General features: G+C 55.5%; 16 protein-coding genes and 2 tRNA genes. 6 read left to right on the top strand and 12 right to left on the bottom strand.

The genetic code is table 11. From position 1 onward, the window contains the following. Positions 1–137: 137 nt before the first annotated feature. Complete coding sequence (rhlB, locus tag EKN83_RS16480; RefSeq protein ID WP_025757583.1) at positions 138–1,406, top strand: ATP-dependent RNA helicase RhlB; 1,269 nt, start codon at positions 138–140, stop codon at positions 1,404–1,406. Between the two features lie 6 nt (positions 1,407–1,412). Then, positions 1,413–2,897, top strand: coding sequence for a guanosine-5'-triphosphate,3'-diphosphate diphosphatase (gppA, locus tag EKN83_RS16475; protein WP_045285571.1), 1,485 nt, complete (start codon positions 1,413–1,415; stop codon positions 2,895–2,897). Positions 2,898–2,948: 51 nt separating this feature from the next. Here the strand turns inward: gppA and rep are convergent, their stop codons facing one another. Further along, positions 2,949–4,973, bottom strand: coding sequence for a DNA helicase Rep (rep, locus tag EKN83_RS16470; RefSeq protein WP_025757586.1), 2,025 nt, complete (start codon positions 4,971–4,973; stop codon positions 2,949–2,951). An 85-nt stretch (positions 4,974–5,058) separates the two neighbouring features. Here rep and ppiC point away from each other — a divergent pair, with 85 nt between their 5' ends. Continuing rightward, a complete protein-coding gene (ppiC, locus tag EKN83_RS16465; protein WP_013099282.1) occupies positions 5,059–5,340 on the top strand; it encodes a peptidylprolyl isomerase PpiC in 282 nt (93 codons plus the stop codon). Positions 5,341–5,433: 93 nt separating this feature from the next. Here the strand turns inward: ppiC and ilvC are convergent, their stop codons facing one another. Continuing rightward, complete coding sequence (gene ilvC, locus EKN83_RS16460; protein ID WP_008501571.1) at positions 5,434–6,909, bottom strand: ketol-acid reductoisomerase; 1,476 nt, start codon at positions 6,907–6,909, stop codon at positions 5,434–5,436. Positions 6,910–7,063: 154 nt separating this feature from the next. On the opposite strand from ilvC, the gene ilvY reads away from it, so the two are divergent. Then, positions 7,064–7,954 (top strand): HTH-type transcriptional activator IlvY, encoded by an 891-nt coding sequence (ilvY, locus tag EKN83_RS16455; RefSeq protein WP_017382574.1) that lies wholly within the window; start codon positions 7,064–7,066, stop codon positions 7,952–7,954. Positions 7,955–7,999: 45 nt separating this feature from the next. On the opposite strand, the gene ilvA is transcribed toward ilvY, so the two are convergent. The 7 genes from ilvA to ilvL form a co-directional block, all read right to left on the bottom strand. After that, complete coding sequence (gene ilvA / locus EKN83_RS16450; protein ID WP_126801312.1) at positions 8,000–9,544, bottom strand: threonine ammonia-lyase, biosynthetic; 1,545 nt, start codon at positions 9,542–9,544, stop codon at positions 8,000–8,002. Between the two features lie 2 nt (positions 9,545–9,546). Continuing rightward, positions 9,547–11,397 carry a dihydroxy-acid dehydratase gene (gene ilvD, locus EKN83_RS16445; protein ID WP_126801294.1) on the bottom strand — a complete coding sequence of 617 codons (1,851 nt, stop codon included), beginning with the start codon at positions 11,395–11,397 and terminating at the stop codon, positions 9,547–9,549. Between the two features lie 60 nt (positions 11,398–11,457). Next, positions 11,458–12,387, bottom strand: a complete 930-nt coding sequence (gene ilvE / locus EKN83_RS16440; RefSeq protein WP_013099287.1) for a branched-chain-amino-acid transaminase — start codon at positions 12,385–12,387, stop codon at positions 11,458–11,460. Between the two features lie 18 nt (positions 12,388–12,405). Next, on the bottom strand, positions 12,406–12,669 hold the full coding sequence (gene ilvM, locus EKN83_RS16435) for an acetolactate synthase 2 small subunit (protein ID WP_003860184.1): 264 nt from the start codon (positions 12,667–12,669) through the stop codon (positions 12,406–12,408). Then, positions 12,666–14,312 carry an acetolactate synthase 2 catalytic subunit gene (gene ilvG / locus EKN83_RS16430; protein WP_126801293.1) on the bottom strand — a complete coding sequence of 549 codons (1,647 nt, stop codon included), beginning with the start codon at positions 14,310–14,312 and terminating at the stop codon, positions 12,666–12,668. The genes ilvM and ilvG overlap by 4 nt, the downstream gene beginning before the upstream one ends. A gap of 2 nt (positions 14,313–14,314) precedes the next feature. Beyond that, entirely contained in the window at positions 14,315–14,365 is a 51-nt protein-coding gene (ilvX, locus tag EKN83_RS16425) for a peptide IlvX (RefSeq protein WP_102046757.1), read from the bottom strand. Between the two features lie 86 nt (positions 14,366–14,451). Then, entirely contained in the window at positions 14,452–14,550 is a 99-nt protein-coding gene (gene ilvL, locus EKN83_RS16420; RefSeq protein ID WP_001311244.1) for an ilv operon leader peptide, read from the bottom strand. 340 nt (positions 14,551–14,890) lie between these two features. Between ilvL and EKN83_RS16415 the strand changes: the two genes are divergently transcribed. Next, the gene (locus EKN83_RS16415; RefSeq protein ID WP_045285567.1) at positions 14,891–16,411 is read left to right on the top strand and encodes a YifB family Mg chelatase-like AAA ATPase; all 1,521 of its coding nucleotides are present in this window, start codon (positions 14,891–14,893) and stop codon (positions 16,409–16,411) included. Between the two features lie 25 nt (positions 16,412–16,436). Here the strand turns inward: EKN83_RS16415 and EKN83_RS16410 are convergent, their stop codons facing one another. After that, positions 16,437–16,775 (bottom strand): DUF413 domain-containing protein, encoded by a 339-nt coding sequence (locus EKN83_RS16410; RefSeq protein ID WP_025757596.1) that lies wholly within the window; start codon positions 16,773–16,775, stop codon positions 16,437–16,439. A gap of 118 nt (positions 16,776–16,893) precedes the next feature. Here EKN83_RS16410 and hdfR point away from each other — a divergent pair, with 118 nt between their 5' ends. After that, positions 16,894–17,715, top strand: coding sequence for an HTH-type transcriptional regulator HdfR (hdfR, locus tag EKN83_RS16405; protein ID WP_025757599.1), 822 nt, complete (start codon positions 16,894–16,896; stop codon positions 17,713–17,715). A 97-nt stretch (positions 17,716–17,812) separates the two neighbouring features. On the opposite strand, the gene EKN83_RS16400 is transcribed toward hdfR, so the two are convergent. Together EKN83_RS16400 and EKN83_RS16395 are read right to left on the bottom strand one after the other, a co-directional pair. After that, positions 17,813–17,888: transfer RNA gene (locus EKN83_RS16400), tRNA-Trp, on the bottom strand. Positions 17,889–17,941: 53 nt separating this feature from the next. After that, positions 17,942–18,018, bottom strand: a tRNA-Asp gene (locus EKN83_RS16395). Between the last annotated feature and the right edge of the window lie 29 nt (positions 18,019–18,047).

Raw genomic sequence — 18,047 nt, 5'->3', positions numbered from 1 at the left:
TCCACAGGAATAAGCCTGGTACGTTGGTTTTGTCTCCACCAACGACGTGTTGATGTCGCATTAACCAACTAAAGGTTGACTTTATTTCACCGGATACGCTTTCGTAAAGCAATAGTAAGCTGATATTCTACCACACTATGAGCAAAACACATTTAACAGAACAGAAGTTTTCCGACTTCGCCCTGCACCCAAAAGTGATTGAAGCCCTTGAAAACAAAGGCTTTCATAACTGCACGCCCATTCAGGCCCTCGCCCTGCCGCTGACGCTGGCCGGTCGCGATGTTGCAGGGCAGGCGCAAACCGGTACTGGCAAAACGATGGCGTTTTTGACGTCAACGTTTCATTATTTACTTTCTCACCCAGCGATTGCAGACCGCAAAGTTAACCAGCCGCGCGCGCTAATTATGGCCCCGACGCGAGAACTGGCGGTACAGATCCACGCAGACGCTGAACCCCTGGCACAGGCTACCGGCCTGAAGCTGGGTCTGGCCTATGGCGGTGACGGTTACGATAAGCAGCTGAAAGTGCTGGAAAGCGGTGTGGATATCCTGATCGGTACCACTGGCCGTCTTATCGATTACGCCAAACAGAACCACATTAACCTCGGTGCCATTCAGGTTGTGGTGCTCGATGAAGCCGACCGCATGTACGATTTGGGCTTCATTAAAGACATCCGCTGGCTGTTCCGCCGCATGCCGCCGGCCAACCAGCGTCTGAATATGCTGTTCTCTGCCACCCTCTCTTACCGTGTACGTGAACTGGCGTTCGAACAGATGAACAACGCCGAATATGTGGAAGTGGAGCCGGAGCAGAAAACGGGTCACCGCATTAAAGAAGAGCTCTTCTATCCTTCCAATGAAGAGAAAATGCGTCTGCTGCAAACGCTGATTGAAGAAGAGTGGCCGGATCGCGCCATTATCTTCGCGAACACCAAACACCGTTGTGAAGACATCTGGGGCCATCTGGCTGCTGATGGTCACCGTGTAGGTCTGTTGACCGGCGACGTGGCGCAGAAAAAACGCCTGCGTATTCTCGAAGAGTTTACCCGTGGCGATCTCGACATTCTGGTCGCAACCGACGTGGCAGCACGTGGTTTGCACATTCCAGCCGTGACACACGTCTTCAACTATGACCTGCCAGACGACTGTGAAGACTATGTACACCGTATCGGTCGTACCGGTCGTGCGGGCGCAAGCGGTCACTCGATTAGCCTTGCGTGTGAAGAGTATGCACTGAATCTGCCCGCCATTGAGGCTTACATCGGTCACTCTATTCCGCAGAGCAAATACAATCCGGAAGCGCTGTTAAGCGAACTGCCGCCGCCTAAGCGTCTTACCCGCCCACGCTCCGGCAATGGTCCGCGTCGTTCAGGTGGCGCGCCGCGTAATCGTCGTCGTTCAGGTTAAGAAAATATGCTCAGCTCCACCTCGCTTTACGCAGCCATCGATCTCGGTTCGAATAGTTTTCATATGCTGGTTGTGCGCGAGGTGGCGGGAAGCATACAAACGCTGACGCGCATTAAGCGCAAGGTCCGCCTCGCGGCGGGCCTGAGCAGCGACAATTACCTCTCACCAGAAGCCATGGAACGTGGCTGGCAGTGTCTGCGGCTCTTCGCTGAGCGTCTGCAGGATATCCCCCATTCCCAAATCACCGTTGTCGCCACCGCGACACTCCGCCTGGCGGTTAACGCCGTGGATTTTATTGCCAGAGCGCAGGAAATTCTCGGTTGTCCGGTTCAGGTGATCAGCGGTGAAGAAGAAGCTCGCCTGATTTATCAAGGTGTTGCGCATACCACAGGGGGCGACGATCGCCGTCTGGTGGTGGATATCGGCGGTGCCAGCACGGAGCTGGTCACCGGTACAGGCGCGCAGGCGACCTCGCTGTTTAGCCTGTCGATGGGCTGTGTGACCTGGCTTGAGCGCTACTTTGCCGACCGCAATCTCGGCAAAGAGAACTTCGACGAGGCAGAAAATGCCGCGCGCGAGGTATTACGTCCGGTGATGGACGAACTGCGCTATCACGGCTGGAAAGTCTGCGTAGGTGCCTCGGGTACCGTGCAGGCCTTGCAGGAAATCATGATGGCACAGGGCATGGACGAGCGGATTACGCTTGCCAAGCTTCAGCAGCTAAAACAGCGCGCTATTCAGTGCGGACGACTGGAAGAGCTGGAAATTGAAGGCCTGACCCTTGAACGTGCGCTGGTCTTCCCCAGCGGGCTGGCCATTCTGATCGCCATTTTCACCGAGCTCAACATCACCTGTATGACGCTGGCCGGCGGCGCACTGCGCGAAGGTCTGGTGTATGGGATGTTGCATCTGTCGGTTGATCAGGACATTCGTAGCCGTACCCTGCGCAACGTGCAGCGCCGTTTTCTGGTGGATATCGACCAGGCTGGTCGCGTGGCGCAACTGGCGTCACGCTTCGCCGATCAGGTCACTAACGCATGGGATCTCGATCATCTGAGCCGCGATCTCTTGCTGAGTGCCTGTGCGCTCCATGAAGTGGGGCTGAGCATTGATTTTAAGCAGGCTCCTGCTCACGCTGCGTATCTGGTGCGTAACCTTGATTTACCGGGTTATACCCCCGCCCAGAAAAAACTGCTGGCAACGCTGCTGCTGAACCAGACCAATGCCGTTGATCTCTCTTCTTTGCACCAGCAAAACGCCGTACCGCCGCGCGTGGCCGAGCATCTGTGCCGTCTGCTGCGTCTGGCGATCCTGTTTGCCAGCCGCCGCCGCGATGATTTGCTGCCTGCGATCAATCTGGTGGCCGATGACGAAAAATTGTCCCTGACGCTGCCGGAAAAGTGGCTGGATAATCACCCGCTTGGGGCTGAGTTGATCGAGCAGGAATGCCAGTGGCAGAGCTATGTGCACTGGGTGCTTGAGGTGAATTAATACCCTGAATATTGCCGGGTGGCGGCTTCGCCTTACCCGGCCTACAAAAAATTATCCTTTCTCTTTCGCTTTTGCCAGCATGGCGCGAATGTTCGCCACGTTAGCCTGCCCCTTGTGCATACGCTCTTCTGCGGTAATCACTTTGCGCTCCTGTTCCCAGATCAGGTCATCCTGCGGCAGTTCCAGCAGGAATCGGCTCGGCTCCGGGCGCACCAGCTCGCCGTATTGACGACGCTCTTTACATAGGGTGAACGTCAGCTCTTTCTGCGCGCGGGTGATCCCCACATAGGCCAGACGGCGCTCCTCGTCGACGTTGTCTTCATCGATACTGCTCTGGTGCGGCAATAACCCCTCTTCCATGCCAACCAGATAGACATACGGGAACTCCAGCCCTTTTGACGCATGGAGCGTCATCAGCTGAACCTGATCGGCCTCTTCTTCGCTCTCGCCGCGCTCCATCATATCGCGCAGGGTAAAGCGGGTGACCACCTGCGTCAGGGTCATTGGCTCGTCGATTTCGGAGCCTTCCAGCATTTCCGTCATCCAGCTGAACAGCTGGTTAACGTTTTTCATACGCATCTCTGCCGCCTTCGGGCTGGCTGACGTTTCATACAGCCAGGACTCGTAGTCGATGCCGTGGATCAGGTCGCGGACAGCGGCCACCGGTTCACGCTCCGCCAGACGCTGCACTTCACCCAGCCAGTGGGTAAAGCGGGTTAACGAATCATAACCCCGACCGGTTAACGTCTGGCTCAGCCCCAGGTCGAAGCTGGCCGTGAACAGGCTTTTGTTGCGCGTCATCGCCCATTCGCCCAGCTTTTGCAGGGTCGCCGGACCAATCTCACGTTTCGGGGTATTCACAATACGCAGAAACGCGCTGTCATCATCCGGGTTGGTGAGCACGCGCAGGTAAGCCAGCAGATCTTTGATTTCCGGCCGCGAGAAGAACGAGGTGCCGCCCGAAATTTTGTACGGGATGCGGTTCTGCATCAGCATCTTTTCAAAGACGCGCGACTGATGATTACCGCGATAGAGGATCGCGTAATCCTTGTAGTCGGTTTTATTGACGAAGTGGTGAGCAATCAGTTCACCCGTGACGCGCTCCGCTTCGTGCTCTTCATTGTTGGCACTGAGCACTTTCAGCTCTGTGCCATAGCCGAGTTCAGAGAACAGGCGCTTCTCAAACACGTGCGGGTTATTGGCAATCAGAATATTGGCCGCTTTCAGGATGCGCCCCGAGGAGCGATAGTTCTGCTCGAGCTTAATCACCTGCAGCGCCGGAAAATCTTTACTCAGCAGCACCAGGTTTTGAGGACGCGCACCGCGCCAGGAGTAAATAGACTGGTCGTCATCGCCTACCACGGTGAAACGCGCACGCTGTCCCACCAGCAGCTTCACCAGCTCATACTGGCTGGTATTGGTATCCTGATATTCATCCACCAGCAGGTAGCGGATCTTGTTTTGCCAGCGCTCGCGCACCTCTTCATTACGCTGCAGCAGCAGCGTTGGCAGCAGGATCAGGTCGTCAAAATCCAGCACGTTGCACGCTTTCATGTGCGCATCGTACAGGCCGTAGCAATGGGCGAAGATCCGATCCCGTTCGCCTTTGGCACTCGCCGCCGCCTGTGCGGGAGTCATTAGATCGTTTTTCCAGTTGGAGATCGTCGAGATCAGCTGTTGCAACAGCACTTTGTCATCTTCGATCAGCCCCTCGGTGAGCTCTTTGAGCAACGCCACCTGATCGGTGTCATCGAAAAGCGAGAAGTTGGCCTTCATTCCCAGCGCCGCATATTCGCGTTTGATGATATCCAGCCCCAGCGTGTGGAAGGTGGAGATCATCAGGCCGCGTGCCTCTTTACGCCCCAGGGTCTGGCCGACACGCTCTTTCATTTCACGTGCCGCTTTATTGGTAAAGGTTACCGCCGCAATATGCCTGGCCTGATAGCCGCAGCCGCGGATCAGGTGGGCAATTTTATTGGTGATCACGCGGGTTTTACCGGAGCCAGCCCCCGCCAGCACCAGACACGGTCCGGTGACAAATTCGACGGCTTGTTGTTGTCCGGGGTTTAAACGCATAAATGATCACTCAATGAAAGTCAGGAGGGGAGAATAACAGCGTGGTAGTATAGCGAGCCTAATCCATACCACTCAAGGCACGATCATGGCAAAAACAGCAGCAGCACTGCATATTCTTGTTAAAGAAGAGAAACTGGCTCTGGATCTTCTGGAGCAGCTTAAAAACGGCGCCGACTTCGGCAAGCTGGCGAAGAAACACTCCATTTGTCCATCAGGCAAACGCGGTGGTGATTTAGGTGAATTCCGCCAGGGTCAGATGGTTCCGGCGTTTGATAAAGTGGTCTTCTCCTGCCCGGTGCTGGAGCCAACCGGACCGCTGCACACGCAGTTCGGCTACCACGTGATTAAAGTGCTGTATCGGAAATAAACAGCAAGGCCTTCTCTTAGAGAAGGCCTTTAATGTTTGCACCCTCTCCCTGTGGGAGAGGGACAGGATGAGGGCATCAGCCCGCACCTGTTGTTAACCCGCTACCGCGATACGCTTCATGTCGGTCATGTAGCCACGCAGTTTGTGACCCACTTTCTCGATCTGGTGGCTGCGAATGGCTTCGTTTACATCACGCAGCTGTGCGTTGTCCACGGCACCTTCCGCAATCGCCTTGCCCAGATCGCCCGGCTGCAGGGTGGTCATGAACTCTTTCAGCAGCGGTACACAGGCATAAGAGAACAGATAGTTACCGTATTCTGCGGTATCCGAGATAACCACGTTCATTTCGTACAGACGCTTACGGGCGATGGTATTCGCGATCAGCGGCAACTCGTGCAGTGATTCGTAGTAAGCAGACTCTTCGATGATGCCGGAATCCACCATGGTTTCGAACGCCAGCTCAACGCCTGCTTTCACCATCGCGATCATCAGTACGCCTTTATCGAAGTACTCCTGCTCGCCGATTTTACCTTCATACTGTGGCGCGGTTTCGAACGCGGTTTTACCGGTCTCTTCACGCCAGGTCAGCAGTTTCTTATCGTCGTTCGCCCAGTCCGCCATCATACCGGAAGAGAACTCGCCGGAGATAATGTCGTCCATATGTTTCTGGAACAGCGGAGCCATGATGGTTTTCAGCTGCTCAGACAGCGCGTATGCACGCAGTTTCGCCGGATTGGACAGACGGTCCATCATCAGGGTGATACCGCCCTGTTTCAGCGCTTCGGTGATGGTTTCCCAGCCGAACTGAATCAGTTTTTCTGCGTATGCCGGGTCGGTACCCTCTTCCACCAGCTTGTCGAAGCACAGCAGGGAGCCCGCCTGCAGCATGCCGCACAGAATGGTCTGCTCGCCCATCAGGTCAGATTTCACTTCAGCCACGAAGGACGATTCCAGAACGCCCGCACGGTGGCCGCCGGTCGCCGCTGCCCATGCTTTGGCGATCGCCATCCCTTCGCCTTTCGGATCGTTTTCCGGGTGAACCGCGATGAGGGTCGGCACGCCGAAACCACGCTTGTACTCTTCACGCACTTCTGTCCCCGGGCATTTCGGTGCAACCATCACGACGGTGATGTCTTTACGGATTTGCTCGCCCACTTCAACGATGTTGAAGCCGTGAGAGTAACCCAGCGCCGCGCCGTCTTTCATCAGCGGCTGCACGGAACGCACAACGTCAGAGTGCTGTTTGTCTGGCGTCAGGTTAACCACCAAATCCGCCTGCGGGATCAGCTCTTCGTAGGTACCTACTTTAAAACCGTTTTCGGTCGCTTTACGCCATGAAGCACGCTTCTCAGCAATGGCTTCTTTGCGCAGGGCGTAAGAGATATCCAGACCGGAGTCACGCATGTTCAGGCCCTGGTTCAGACCCTGTGCGCCACAGCCGACGATGACCACTTTTTTCCCCTGAAGATAGCTCGCGCCATCGGCAAATTCGTCGCGCGCCATAAAGCGGCATTTGCCCAGCTGCGCCAGCTGCTGGCGCAGATTCAGTGTGTTGAAGTAGTTAGCCATGGTGATACCTCGTGATGTTGTGTTGTCGTGCTTATTGTTCGGTTCGCTTATGCGAGAATGAACTTACTATATGACAGGAATTTTATTGCGGAAATTGATATATTCACAACGTCATGTTGCAATATCTGCAATGTAAAACGGGGGAGTGGAATCCGTGGATTTACGCGATCTGAAAATGTTCCTGCATCTGGCAGAAAGCCGCCATTTTGGCCGCAGCGCCCGGGCGATGCACGTCAGCCCCTCCACGCTTTCACGCCAGATCCAGCGTCTTGAAGAAGACCTCGGCCAGCCGCTGTTTGTGCGCGATAACCGTACCGTCACGCTCACGGAAGCGGGAGAAGAGCTGCGGATTTTTGCCCAGCAAACCTTGTTGCAGTATCAGCAGCTGCGGCACACCATCGATCAGCAAGGGCCGTCGCTCTCCGGTGAGCTGCATATTTTCTGCTCCGTGACCGCCGCCTACAGCCATCTGCCGCCTATCCTTGACCGTTTCCGCGCGGAACACCCCTCGGTTGAAATAAAACTCACCACCGGCGACGCCGCCGACGCGATGGAAAAAGTGGTCACCGGCGAAGCGGATCTGGCGATTGCCGGGAAACCGGAAACCCTGCCCGGCGCGGTGGCGTTTTCGATGCTGGAAAATCTGGCGGTGGTACTGATCGCTCCGGCGCTGCCGTGCCCGGTGCGTAATCAGGTGTCAGTGGAAAAGCCGGACTGGTCAACGGTACCGTTTATCATGGCCGATCAGGGGCCGGTACGTCGCCGCATCGAGCTGTGGTTCCGTCGGCAAAAAATCAGCAATCCGTCGATTTACGCCACGGTCGGTGGTCATGAGGCGATGGTGTCAATGGTGGCACTCGGCTGCGGCGTGGCGCTGCTGCCGGAAGTAGTGCTGGAAAATAGCCCGGAGCCGGTACGTAATCGCGTGATGATTTTAGAACGCAGCGATGAGAAGACGCCGTTTGAGCTTGGCGTATGTGCACAAAAAAAGCGGCTGCATGAGCCGCTTATTGATGCGTTCTGGAAGATATTGCCGAACCACTGAAGCCGGGTGGCGCTGCGCTTACCAGGCCAACGCGCAGCCGAACCGTTAGCCCGCGAGGAAGAACCTGAACGCCGGGTTATGGGTCTCATCGTGGCACTCGTAGCCCAGCTCGTTCAGGCGCGTTTCGAAATCCGGCTCGTGCTCGGCGAGTTCAAACGCCGCCAGCACGCGGCCGTAATCGGTGCCGTGGCTGCGGTAGTGGAACAGGGAGATGTTCCAGTGCGTGCCCAGCGTATGCAGGAACTTCAGCAGCGCACCCGGTGATTCCGGGAATTCGAAGCTGTAAAGACGTTCCTGGAGCGGCTTCGACGGACGTCCGCCGACCATATAGCGCACGTGCAGCTTCGCCATTTCGTCGTCAGAGAGATCCACCACGCTGTAGCCACCTTCATGCAACAGGTTGAGGATCTCTTTGCGCTCTTCCAGACCGCGGCTTAAACGCACGCCGACAAAAATGCAGGCGTCTTTCGCATCGGCAAAACGGTAGTTGAACTCCGTCACCGAACGGCCCCCCAGCAGCTGGCAGAACTTGAGGAAACTGCCCTTCTCTTCCGGAATGGTGACCGCCAGCAGCGCTTCACGCTGTTCACCCAGCTCGCAGCGCTCGGAAACGTAGCGCAGGCCGTGGAAATTGACGTTAGCCCCCGAGAGTACATGCGCCAGGCGCTCGCCGCGAATATTGTGCTGGGCGATGTATTTTTTCATTCCCGCCAGCGCCAGCGCGCCGGATGGTTCTGCCACCGCACGCACATCCTCAAACAGATCTTTCATCGCTGCACAGATTGCATCACTGTCAACGGTAATGATGTCATCGAGATACTCCCGACACAGGCGGAAGGTTTCGTCGCCAATGCGCTTCACCGCCACACCTTCGGCAAACAGCCCGACGCGGGGCAGATCTACCGGATGCCCGGCATCCAGCGCCGCTTTCAGGCAGGCAGAATCTTCTGCTTCCACGGCAATGACTTTGATCTGCGGCATCAGCTGTTTGATCAGCACCGCTACGCCCGCCGCTAATCCACCACCGCCCACCGGAACGAAAACGCGGTCGAGATGGGCATCCTGCTGCAGCAGCTCCAGCGCCAGCGTGCCCTGGCCGGCAATCACCATCGGGTGGTCGAACGGCGGCACCCAGGTGAATCCCTGCTGTTGCGCCAGCTCAATCGCTTTGGCTTTCGCTTCATCAAAGTTTGCCCCATGGAGTAGCACTTCGCCGCCGAAGCCTCGTACCGCGTCGACTTTGATATCCGCAGTAGCCACCGGCATCACGATTAACGCTTTCAACCCTAAACGGGCAGACGAGAACGCCACACCCTGCGCATGGTTACCGGCAGACGCCGTAATCACGCCGCGCGCTTTTTGCTCATCGCTCAGCCCGGCCATCATCGCGTAGGCCCCGCGTAGCTTAAAGCTGTGCACCGGCTGACGGTCTTCACGCTTGACCAGAATGACGTTGTCGAGGCGCGAGGAGAGTTTTTCCATTTTCTGCAGCGGAGTGACCTGTACCGCTTCATAGACCGGCGCGCGCAGCACCGCCCGGAGATATTCCGCCCCCTCAGGGGCGGCGGATAAGGGTTGTGACTCGGCCATCATTAGCCCCCAAGTTTCGATTTATCGCGTACCGCGCCTTTGTCTGCACTGGTCGCCAGGCTCGCGTAAGCGCGCAGGGCAAAGGAGACTTCACGCTGGCGGTCTTTTGGCGTCCAGGCTTTATCACCGCGCGCTTCCTGTGCTTCACGACGCGCCGCAATTTCCTGATCGCTCAGCTTGAGCTGGATCCCGCGATTCGGAATGTCGATTTCGATCAGGTCACCATCTTCGATGATGGCGATGTTGCCGCCGCTTGCCGCTTCCGGAGAGACGTGGCCGATGGAGAGGCCTGAAGTACCGCCCGAAAAACGTCCGTCGGTGATCAGCGCGCAGGCTTTACCGAGGCCCATGGATTTCAGGAAAGTGGTTGGGTAGAGCATCTCCTGCATGCCCGGCCCGCCTTTTGGCCCTTCGTAGCGGATGACAACCACGTCGCCCTCCACCACTTTACCGCCCAGGATGGCGTCTACCGCCTCATCCTGGCTTTCGTAGACTTTTGCCGGGCCAGTAAACTTGAGGATACTGTCATCTACGCCAGCGGTTTTGACGATACAGCCATTTTCAGCGAAGTTACCGTACAGCACGGCCAGACCGCCGTCTTTGCTGTAGGCATGTTCAAGAGAGCGGATACACCCTTCAGCGCGGTCATCGTCCAGCGTGTCCCAGCGGCAATCCTGGGAGAAGGCCTGCGTGGTGCGAATACCGGCCGGGCCGGCGCGGAACATCTTTTTCACCGCGTCGTCTTTGGTCAGCATCACGTCGTATTTATCCAGCGTCTGCGGCAGCGTCAGGCCAAGCACATTCTGAACGTCGCGGTTCAGCAGCCCGGCGCGATCCAGCTCGCCGAGAATACCGATGACGCCACCCGCGCGATGGACGTCTTCCATGTGGTATTTCTGGGTGCTTGGCGCGACCTTACACAGCTGTGGCACTTTGCGGGAGAGCTTATCGATATCGCTCATGGTGAAGTCGATTTCGGCTTCCTGCGCGGCGGCCAGCAGGTGCAGAACGGTATTGGTGGAACCGCCCATGGCGATATCCAGCGTCATGGCGTTTTCAAACGCGGCCTTGCTGGCGATGTTGCGCGGCAGCGCGCTGGCATCGTCCTGCTCGTAGTAACGTTTGGTCAGCTCAACGATGCACTTACCGGCGTTAAGGAACAGCTGTTTACGATCGGCGTGGGTCGCCAGCAGCGAGCCGTTGCCCGGCTGAGACAGGCCCAGCGCTTCGGTCAGACAGTTCATAGAGTTGGCGGTGAACATCCCGGAACAGGAGCCGCAGGTTGGGCACGCGGAACGCTCCACCTGATTACTCTGCTCGTCAGAGACTTTCGGGTCCGCGCCCTGAATCATCGCATCCACCAGGTCGAGCTTGATGATTTTGTCGGAAAGCTTGGTTTTACCCGCTTCCATTGGACCGCCGGAGACGAAGATCACCGGAATGTTCAGGCGCAGGGAGGCCATCAGCATCCCCGGGGTGATTTTATCGCAGTTGGAGATACAAACCATGGCATCAGCGCAGTGGGCGTTAACCATGTACTCCACCGAGTCGGCGATCAGCTCGCGCGACGGCAGTGAATAGAGCATGCCCCCGTGACCCATCGCGATACCGTCATCCACCGCAATGGTGTTGAACTCTTTCGCCACCCCGCCAGCAGCTTCAATTTGCTCGGCAACCAGCTTACCGAGATCGCGCAGGTGCACGTGGCCCGGTACGAACTGGGTAAAGGAGTTCACCACGGCGATAATCGGCTTACCGAAATCAGCGTCGGTCATCCCGGTGGCGCGCCACAGCGCGCGGGCACCGGCCATGTTACGGCCGTGGGTGGTGGTGGCGGAACGATACTTAGGCATGCTTTATTTACTCCCGTCTGACGAGTCAAAGGGACGGTGCGTGCCGTCCCATATTTATGCTTATTGATTAACCTGATCCAACCAGCCGTATTTGTCTTCTGTTTCGCCGGTAAAGAGGCCGAAGAAGGCTTGTTGAATGCGTTTGGTGACCGGACCACAGCGGCCTGCGCCTACCTGAATACCGTCTACGCTGCGAACCGGCGTGATTTCAGCCGCGGTACCGGACATAAACACTTCATCCGCCAGGTACAAGGATTCGCGGGACAGGACCTGCTCACGCACTTCGATACCCAGATCTTTCGCCAGCTTGATGATGGCGTCACGGGTGATGCCCGGCAGCGCGGACGAGGTGAACGGCGGCGTGAACAGGATGCCATCTTTCACTTCAAACAGGTTTTCACCGGCGCCTTCGGAGATGTAGCCGTTCACATCGAGCGCGATACCTTCCTGATATCCGTGACGGCGCGCTTCGCTACCGACCAGCAGGGAAGAGAGGTAGTTACCGCCCGCTTTAGCGGCGGTCGGGATCGTATTGGGTGCCACACGATTCCAGGAAGAGACCATTGCGTCGATCCCCTGCTCCAGCGCTTCTGCACCCAGGTAGGCACCCCACGGGAACGCGGCAATGATCACATCCGTGGTATAACCGGCTGGCGGGTTAACGCCCATCCCTACGTCACCCACGAAAACCAGCGGACGAATATAGGCACTGGTCAGATTGTTTTTACGGATGACCTCGCGGCAGGCTTCCATCAGCTCATCAACGCTCTGAGAAACCGGGAAACGATAAATTTTGGCTGAGTCATGCAGACGCTGCATATGTTCACGATGACGGAACACCACTGGCCCTTTGTGAGAGTCGTAGCAACGGATCCCTTCAAAGACAGAAGTACCGTAGTGCAGCGCGTGGGACATCACGTGGACTTTCGCGTCCTCCCAGCGAACCATCTCACCATTGAACCAAATGTAATCAGCTTTTTTTGTCGTCATTTTCTCTTCCTGTCACGCTTAAGCGCGGATTTGTTGTGATGTGGTTGTGCTCTGGCAGATGGCAACATGGGCAACGTCTACCAGCTTTGATAACTGACTAAACAGTAAGTCGACCGGGCGCGGGCTGGCAACGGTTAATTCGATACTGATGTTTTGGGCGTCAGTGGCCGTCTCCATATTCATAGAGCAAATCTGAAAGCCACGATGACGGACCACGCGCAAAACGCGCTCTAATGTCTCTGGATTGAAGCGAGCCTGTACGGCGACCTGATGTTGCATCATGATAATTTCTCCAGCATTTGTGAGTTACTGGCACCTGGCGGTACCAACGGCCAGACATTCTCAAGCTCGTCGATTGAGACATGAAGCAGGTAAGGCCCTTCGCTTGACAGCATGGTGTCGAGTGCCGCTTCAACCTGGTCTTTACGGGTGATGTGCTGGCCAGGAATGCCAAAGGCGCTGGCCAGGGTGAGGAAATCGGGATTATCAGTCAGAGTGGTTTCGCTGTAACGCTCCTGGAAGAAGAGTTGTTGCCACTGGCGAACCATCCCTAAACGCTGGTTATCGAGCAACACGATCTTCAGCGGCAACTGCTTGCGCTTCACGGTGCCCAGCTCCTGAACGTTCATCATGAAGGAGCCGTCACCGGAGATACAGATTACCGTATCGTTCGGGCGGGCAACCTGCGCACCCACGGCAGCAGGCAAGCCGAAGCCCATCGTGCCTAACCCGCTGGAGGTGATGAAATTTTCCGGGCGGGTATAGGTCATGTGCTGGGCGGACCACATCTGGTGTTGACCCACATCCGTCGTCACCACGCTGTCTGCGGGTTTCCGATCGGACAACTGCTTCAACAGCAGCGGCGCGTAAATGGCGTCGCCAGGATGATCGTAACGCCAGGCGTGTTCAGCGCGCAGGTCTGAGGTGTGCTTTCGCCAGGCATTGATATCCAGTGGCTGCTGTAATGCTGGTAACAGCGTATTGAGATCGCCCTGCAAGGCAACATGCGCCTGACGCAATTTGTTCATCTCCGCAGGGTCGATATCCATATGGATCACTTTGGCATTCGGCGCGAAGGTATTCAGCTTACCGGTGACGCGATCGTCAAAACGGGCACCCACGGCGATGAGCAAGTCACACTCCTGAACGGCCAGATTTGCCGCTTTGGTACCGTGCATCCCCAGCATGCCCAGATAACAGGGATAATCCGCATCTACCGCACCCAGCCCTTTCAGCGTGCAGGTAGCAGGCATTTGCGTCACCGCGATAAATTCACGCAGGGCAGGAACTGCCTGCGCCATGCCCACGCCACCACCGACGTACAGCATCGGCTGTTTCGCCTGGGCCAACATCTGCCGCGCCTCTTCCACTTCCGCATGCGAAAACGCATCGTCGCTTTCAACAGTGGAGAAGTGCGGTTCGAGATCGCCGATGGCCACCTGGATATCTTTCGGGATATCAACCAGAACCGGACCTGGACGGCCGGAACTTGCCACCTCGAACGCTTCTGCCATCACCCGCGGCAACTCTTCCAGAGACTGGACGAGGAAACTGTGTTTGGTGCAGGCCAGGGATAAGCCGAGAACGTCCACTTCCTGGAAAGCGTCGGTACCGATGAAGGGAGATGCAACCTGTCCGGTGATGGCGACGACCGGAACGGAATCGAGCAGCGCATCAGCCAGACCGGTGATCAGGTTAGTTGCACCGGGACCCGAGGTCGCCATGCAGACGCCGGTTTTGCCGGTGGCGCGCGCATAACCGATCGCCGCCATTGCCGCGCCCTGCTCGTGTCGGCACAACAGGTGCTCCACGCCGCCGTCATACAGTGCATCGTAAATCGGCATAATTGCGCCACCCGGATAACCGAATACTGTTTCGACTCCCTGCGCGCGCAACGCATGTACTACCCACTGTGCCCCATTCATAGTTAGTTCCCCGTCATAAATCGGGAGAAACAGAATTTTGTGCTATTTGTCATTCTCTGCTCCTCATTTGCGTTTTTTAGTCATAAAAAAACCCCCGGACCTTTCGGTGCGGGGGTCTTAGTTCGTTAAGGCTTGATTTCTAAGCCTTTCCTCGTCCAAGTGCAGCCCCGCACGGTGGGATAATAATCACCACCACGCTAATCACGACCAGGCTAATCACTCGTAGAAGGGCTGTCATTTTCAGTTCTTTTTGCATCTTGTTCGAAGGAATACCTAAAGAGTTATCACAGTTTTTAAACCAAACACAAGATTTATTTATGACCATTTTGATTAGCTCGCGAACCATATCTTTGAAAAGCATTGTTTTATATGAGAAAAACAGATGGTGAATATTTTTCATTTTTTTCGCCGCCGCCAGGTCATCATAACGGGCACGTTTTTTTCTGCGATGAGGCTTCCACTCACAAGAAATGATTACAAACTGCTGCTAAAAGTCTGGAAGTAATGCCGTAAAACACAAAAATAGCACTCAAGGTATGAAAGCGACAGTGGCATAGTCAGCGCCCGAGGAGGTGCTTATGTCACTGTCAGTTGTTTATACGCGTGCGGCTATTGGAGTAAAAGCACCGCTTATTTCTGTGGAGGTTCATCTGAGTAATGGACTGCCCGGCTTAACGCTTGTCGGTTTGCCAGAGACAACGGTGAAAGAAGCCAGAGATCGGGTCCGCAGCGCCATTATCAATAGCGGTTATACCTTCCCGGCGAAAAAGATCACCATCAACCTGGCGCCAGCGGATCTGCCTAAAGAGGGCGGGAGATATGATTTACCTATCGCTATTGCGCTTCTCGCCGCTTCTGAACAGCTTAATACGTCCAGGCTAGGCTCGTACGAGTTCATCGGGGAACTGGCGCTTACAGGCGCGCTGAGAGGCGTTCCTGGCGCTATCTCTGGCGCGCTGGAAGCCATACGTGCCGGTCGCGAAATCATTCTTGCCAATGAAAACAGTGCGGAAGTGAGCCTGATAGCCGAAAAAGGGTGCCTTATTGCCGGGCATTTGCAGGAGGTCTGCGCCCATCTTGAAGGGCGGCATAGGTTGTCAGAGCCCGAAGAAACGGAAGATATACCGCCTGAAAGCACCGACGATCTCAGCGATATTATCGGCCAGGAGCAGGGAAAGCGAGCGCTGGAGATCACCGCTGCCGGCGGGCATAACCTGTTGCTGATTGGCCCGCCGGGTACCGGAAAAACGATGCTGGCGAGCCGGTTGAATGGTTTACTTCCACCACTCAGTAACCATGAAGCACTCGAAAGCGCTGCGATAGTGAGCCTGGTGAGTTCAGTGTCGTTGCAAAAACAGTGGCGACGTCGCCCTTTCCGCTCTCCGCACCACAGCGCGTCCCTGACGGCCATGGTCGGAGGAGGTTCCATTCCGGGGCCAGGAGAGATTTCACTGGCACATAACGGCATCCTGTTTCTTGATGAACTACCTGAGTTTGAGCGGCGCGTGTTGGATGCCCTAAGGGAGCCGATTGAATCCGGAGAGATACATATCTCACGTACCCGAGCCAAAATAAGCTATCCGGCACAGTTCCAGCTGGTTGCGGCAATGAACCCCAGCCCGTCAGGTCATTATCAGGGGAATCACAACCGCTGTACGCCTGAACAAACGCTGCGATATCTGGGAAAGTTATCAGGCCCTTTCCTGGATCGTTTCGATTTATCCCTGGAGATCCCTTTGCCTCCTCCCGGCCTGCTCAGCCAGAGCAATGTCAGAGGAGAGTGTTCAGTAACGGTTCGCGATCGGGTTATTGCTGCTCAGGCCCGGCAGTACAGGCGGCAAAATAAACTGAATGCCCGTCTGGATAATGCTGAGATCCGACAGTTTTGCCAGCTAAAGGCTGAGGATGCGACGTGGCTGGAGGAAACGTTGACGCGCTTCGGGCTCTCTATTCGTGCATGGCAGCGTCTTTTAAAAGTGGCTCGTACTATCGCCGATGTCGAAAGCAGTCATGCAATTGAGAGACAGCATCTGCAGGAAGCGTTGAGCTATCGGGCAATCGACCGTTTACTTTTGCACCTGCAAAAGTTACTGGCGTAAAAAAGGGGCCGCAGCCCCTTTTTTCTTAGTCATCGGACTCGGTGTAATCTTCAGCACCTTCCATCTGCGGCTTACCGCCAGAAAGGGTATGGAAACGCTTTGGACGCTTAATGCGCGCCATGTACTTGATCCATACACGTTCCGCTTCAGATTGTGGTTCACGCTCACCACGGCACACGGAGACAAACTGCTTTTCATCTTCCGTTGCAGGCTCACGTTTACCCAGATCCAGCTCGTTGAAGGCATAACCATGACGCTCAAGCAGCTGCGCCTCTTTGATGGTGAAGTCGCCGTGACGAGAGAACCCGCGTGGATAATTTTTATTGTCGAAAAAACGATTAGTCGTCGTAAAGCTTTCCGCCATCCTACACGCTCCTAATTCTTTGGCCGAGCTATTTATGGCGCGGAGTATTAGTTACGCTTGACAGAGTGTAAAACAAAACATTTAAATCATAACGACAAATAATTTTGCGGAGAAAGATGTGGATACGGAATTGCTAAAAACTTTCCTTGAAGTGAGCAGAACACGCCACTTTGGGCGAGCAGCTGAAGCCCTTTATCTGACGCAGTCAGCAGTCAGTTTTCGTATTCGACAGCTGGAAAATCAACTGGGTGTGAATCTTTTTACCCGCCATCGCAACAACATCCGTTTGACACCTGCGGGTGAAAAACTGCTCCCGTACGCAGAAACGCTGATGAATACCTGGCAGGCAGCGCGCAAAGAGGTTGCCCATACTTCGAGGCACAATGAGTTCTCGATTGGGGCCAGCGCTTCTCTGTGGGAATGTATGTTAAGTCAGTGGCTTACCCGGCTGTATCATTCTCATGGTCATTTGCAATTCGAAGCCAGGATTGCGCAACGGCAGTCGCTGGTTAAGCAACTTCATGAGCGTCAGCTTGATCTTCTGATTACGACCGAAGCCCCCAAGATGGATGAATTTAGCAGCCAGATTGTTGGCCAGTTTGGTCTGGCGCTTTATGCCTCTGAACCTTCGATGATGAAGGCAGACCTGACCTATTTGCGGCTGGAATGGGGACCAGATTTTCAGCAGCATGAGGCGGGATTGATTGCACCTGATGATGTTCCACAGTTAACAACCAGCTCTGCAGAGATCGCCTGCCAGCAACTGCCCTTGTTAAAAGGGTGTACGTGGTTACCGGTTCGCTGGGCAGACACTAAAGCCGGGCTGCATACGGTGGTGGATTCCACCACGCTTACCAGGCCGCTGTATGCCATTTGGCTGCAAAATAGTGATAAGCAATCGCAGATCAAAGATCTATTAAAAATCAACGTGATGGATTGATATAGCAGCCAGCAGGGAGGCTGGCTGAAAATGAAGAAGCGGTGCTGTAGAGTATTTCGGGCAAAAAAAATCCTTTGCCGAAGCAAAGGATTATATATGGCAGGGGCGGAGAGACTCGAACTCGCGACACCCGGTTTTGGAGACCGGTGCTCTACCAACTGAGCTACGCCCCTAAAGTTTTTTGCCATTAAGCCTGCCAGTAAGGCAGGCTTAATGTCTTAATAAGTGGCGGAACGGACGGGACTCGAACCCGCGACCCCCTGCGTGACAGGCAGGTATTCTAACCGACTGAACTACCGCTCCACCGAAGACTGCTTGTAACCACCGGATTC

This window comes from Enterobacter sp. WCHEn090032, assembly GCF_003986875.1.
GTDB lineage: Bacteria > Pseudomonadota > Gammaproteobacteria > Enterobacterales > Enterobacteriaceae > Enterobacter > Enterobacter sichuanensis.
This window is presented reverse-complemented; position numbering and strand designations above follow the sequence as displayed.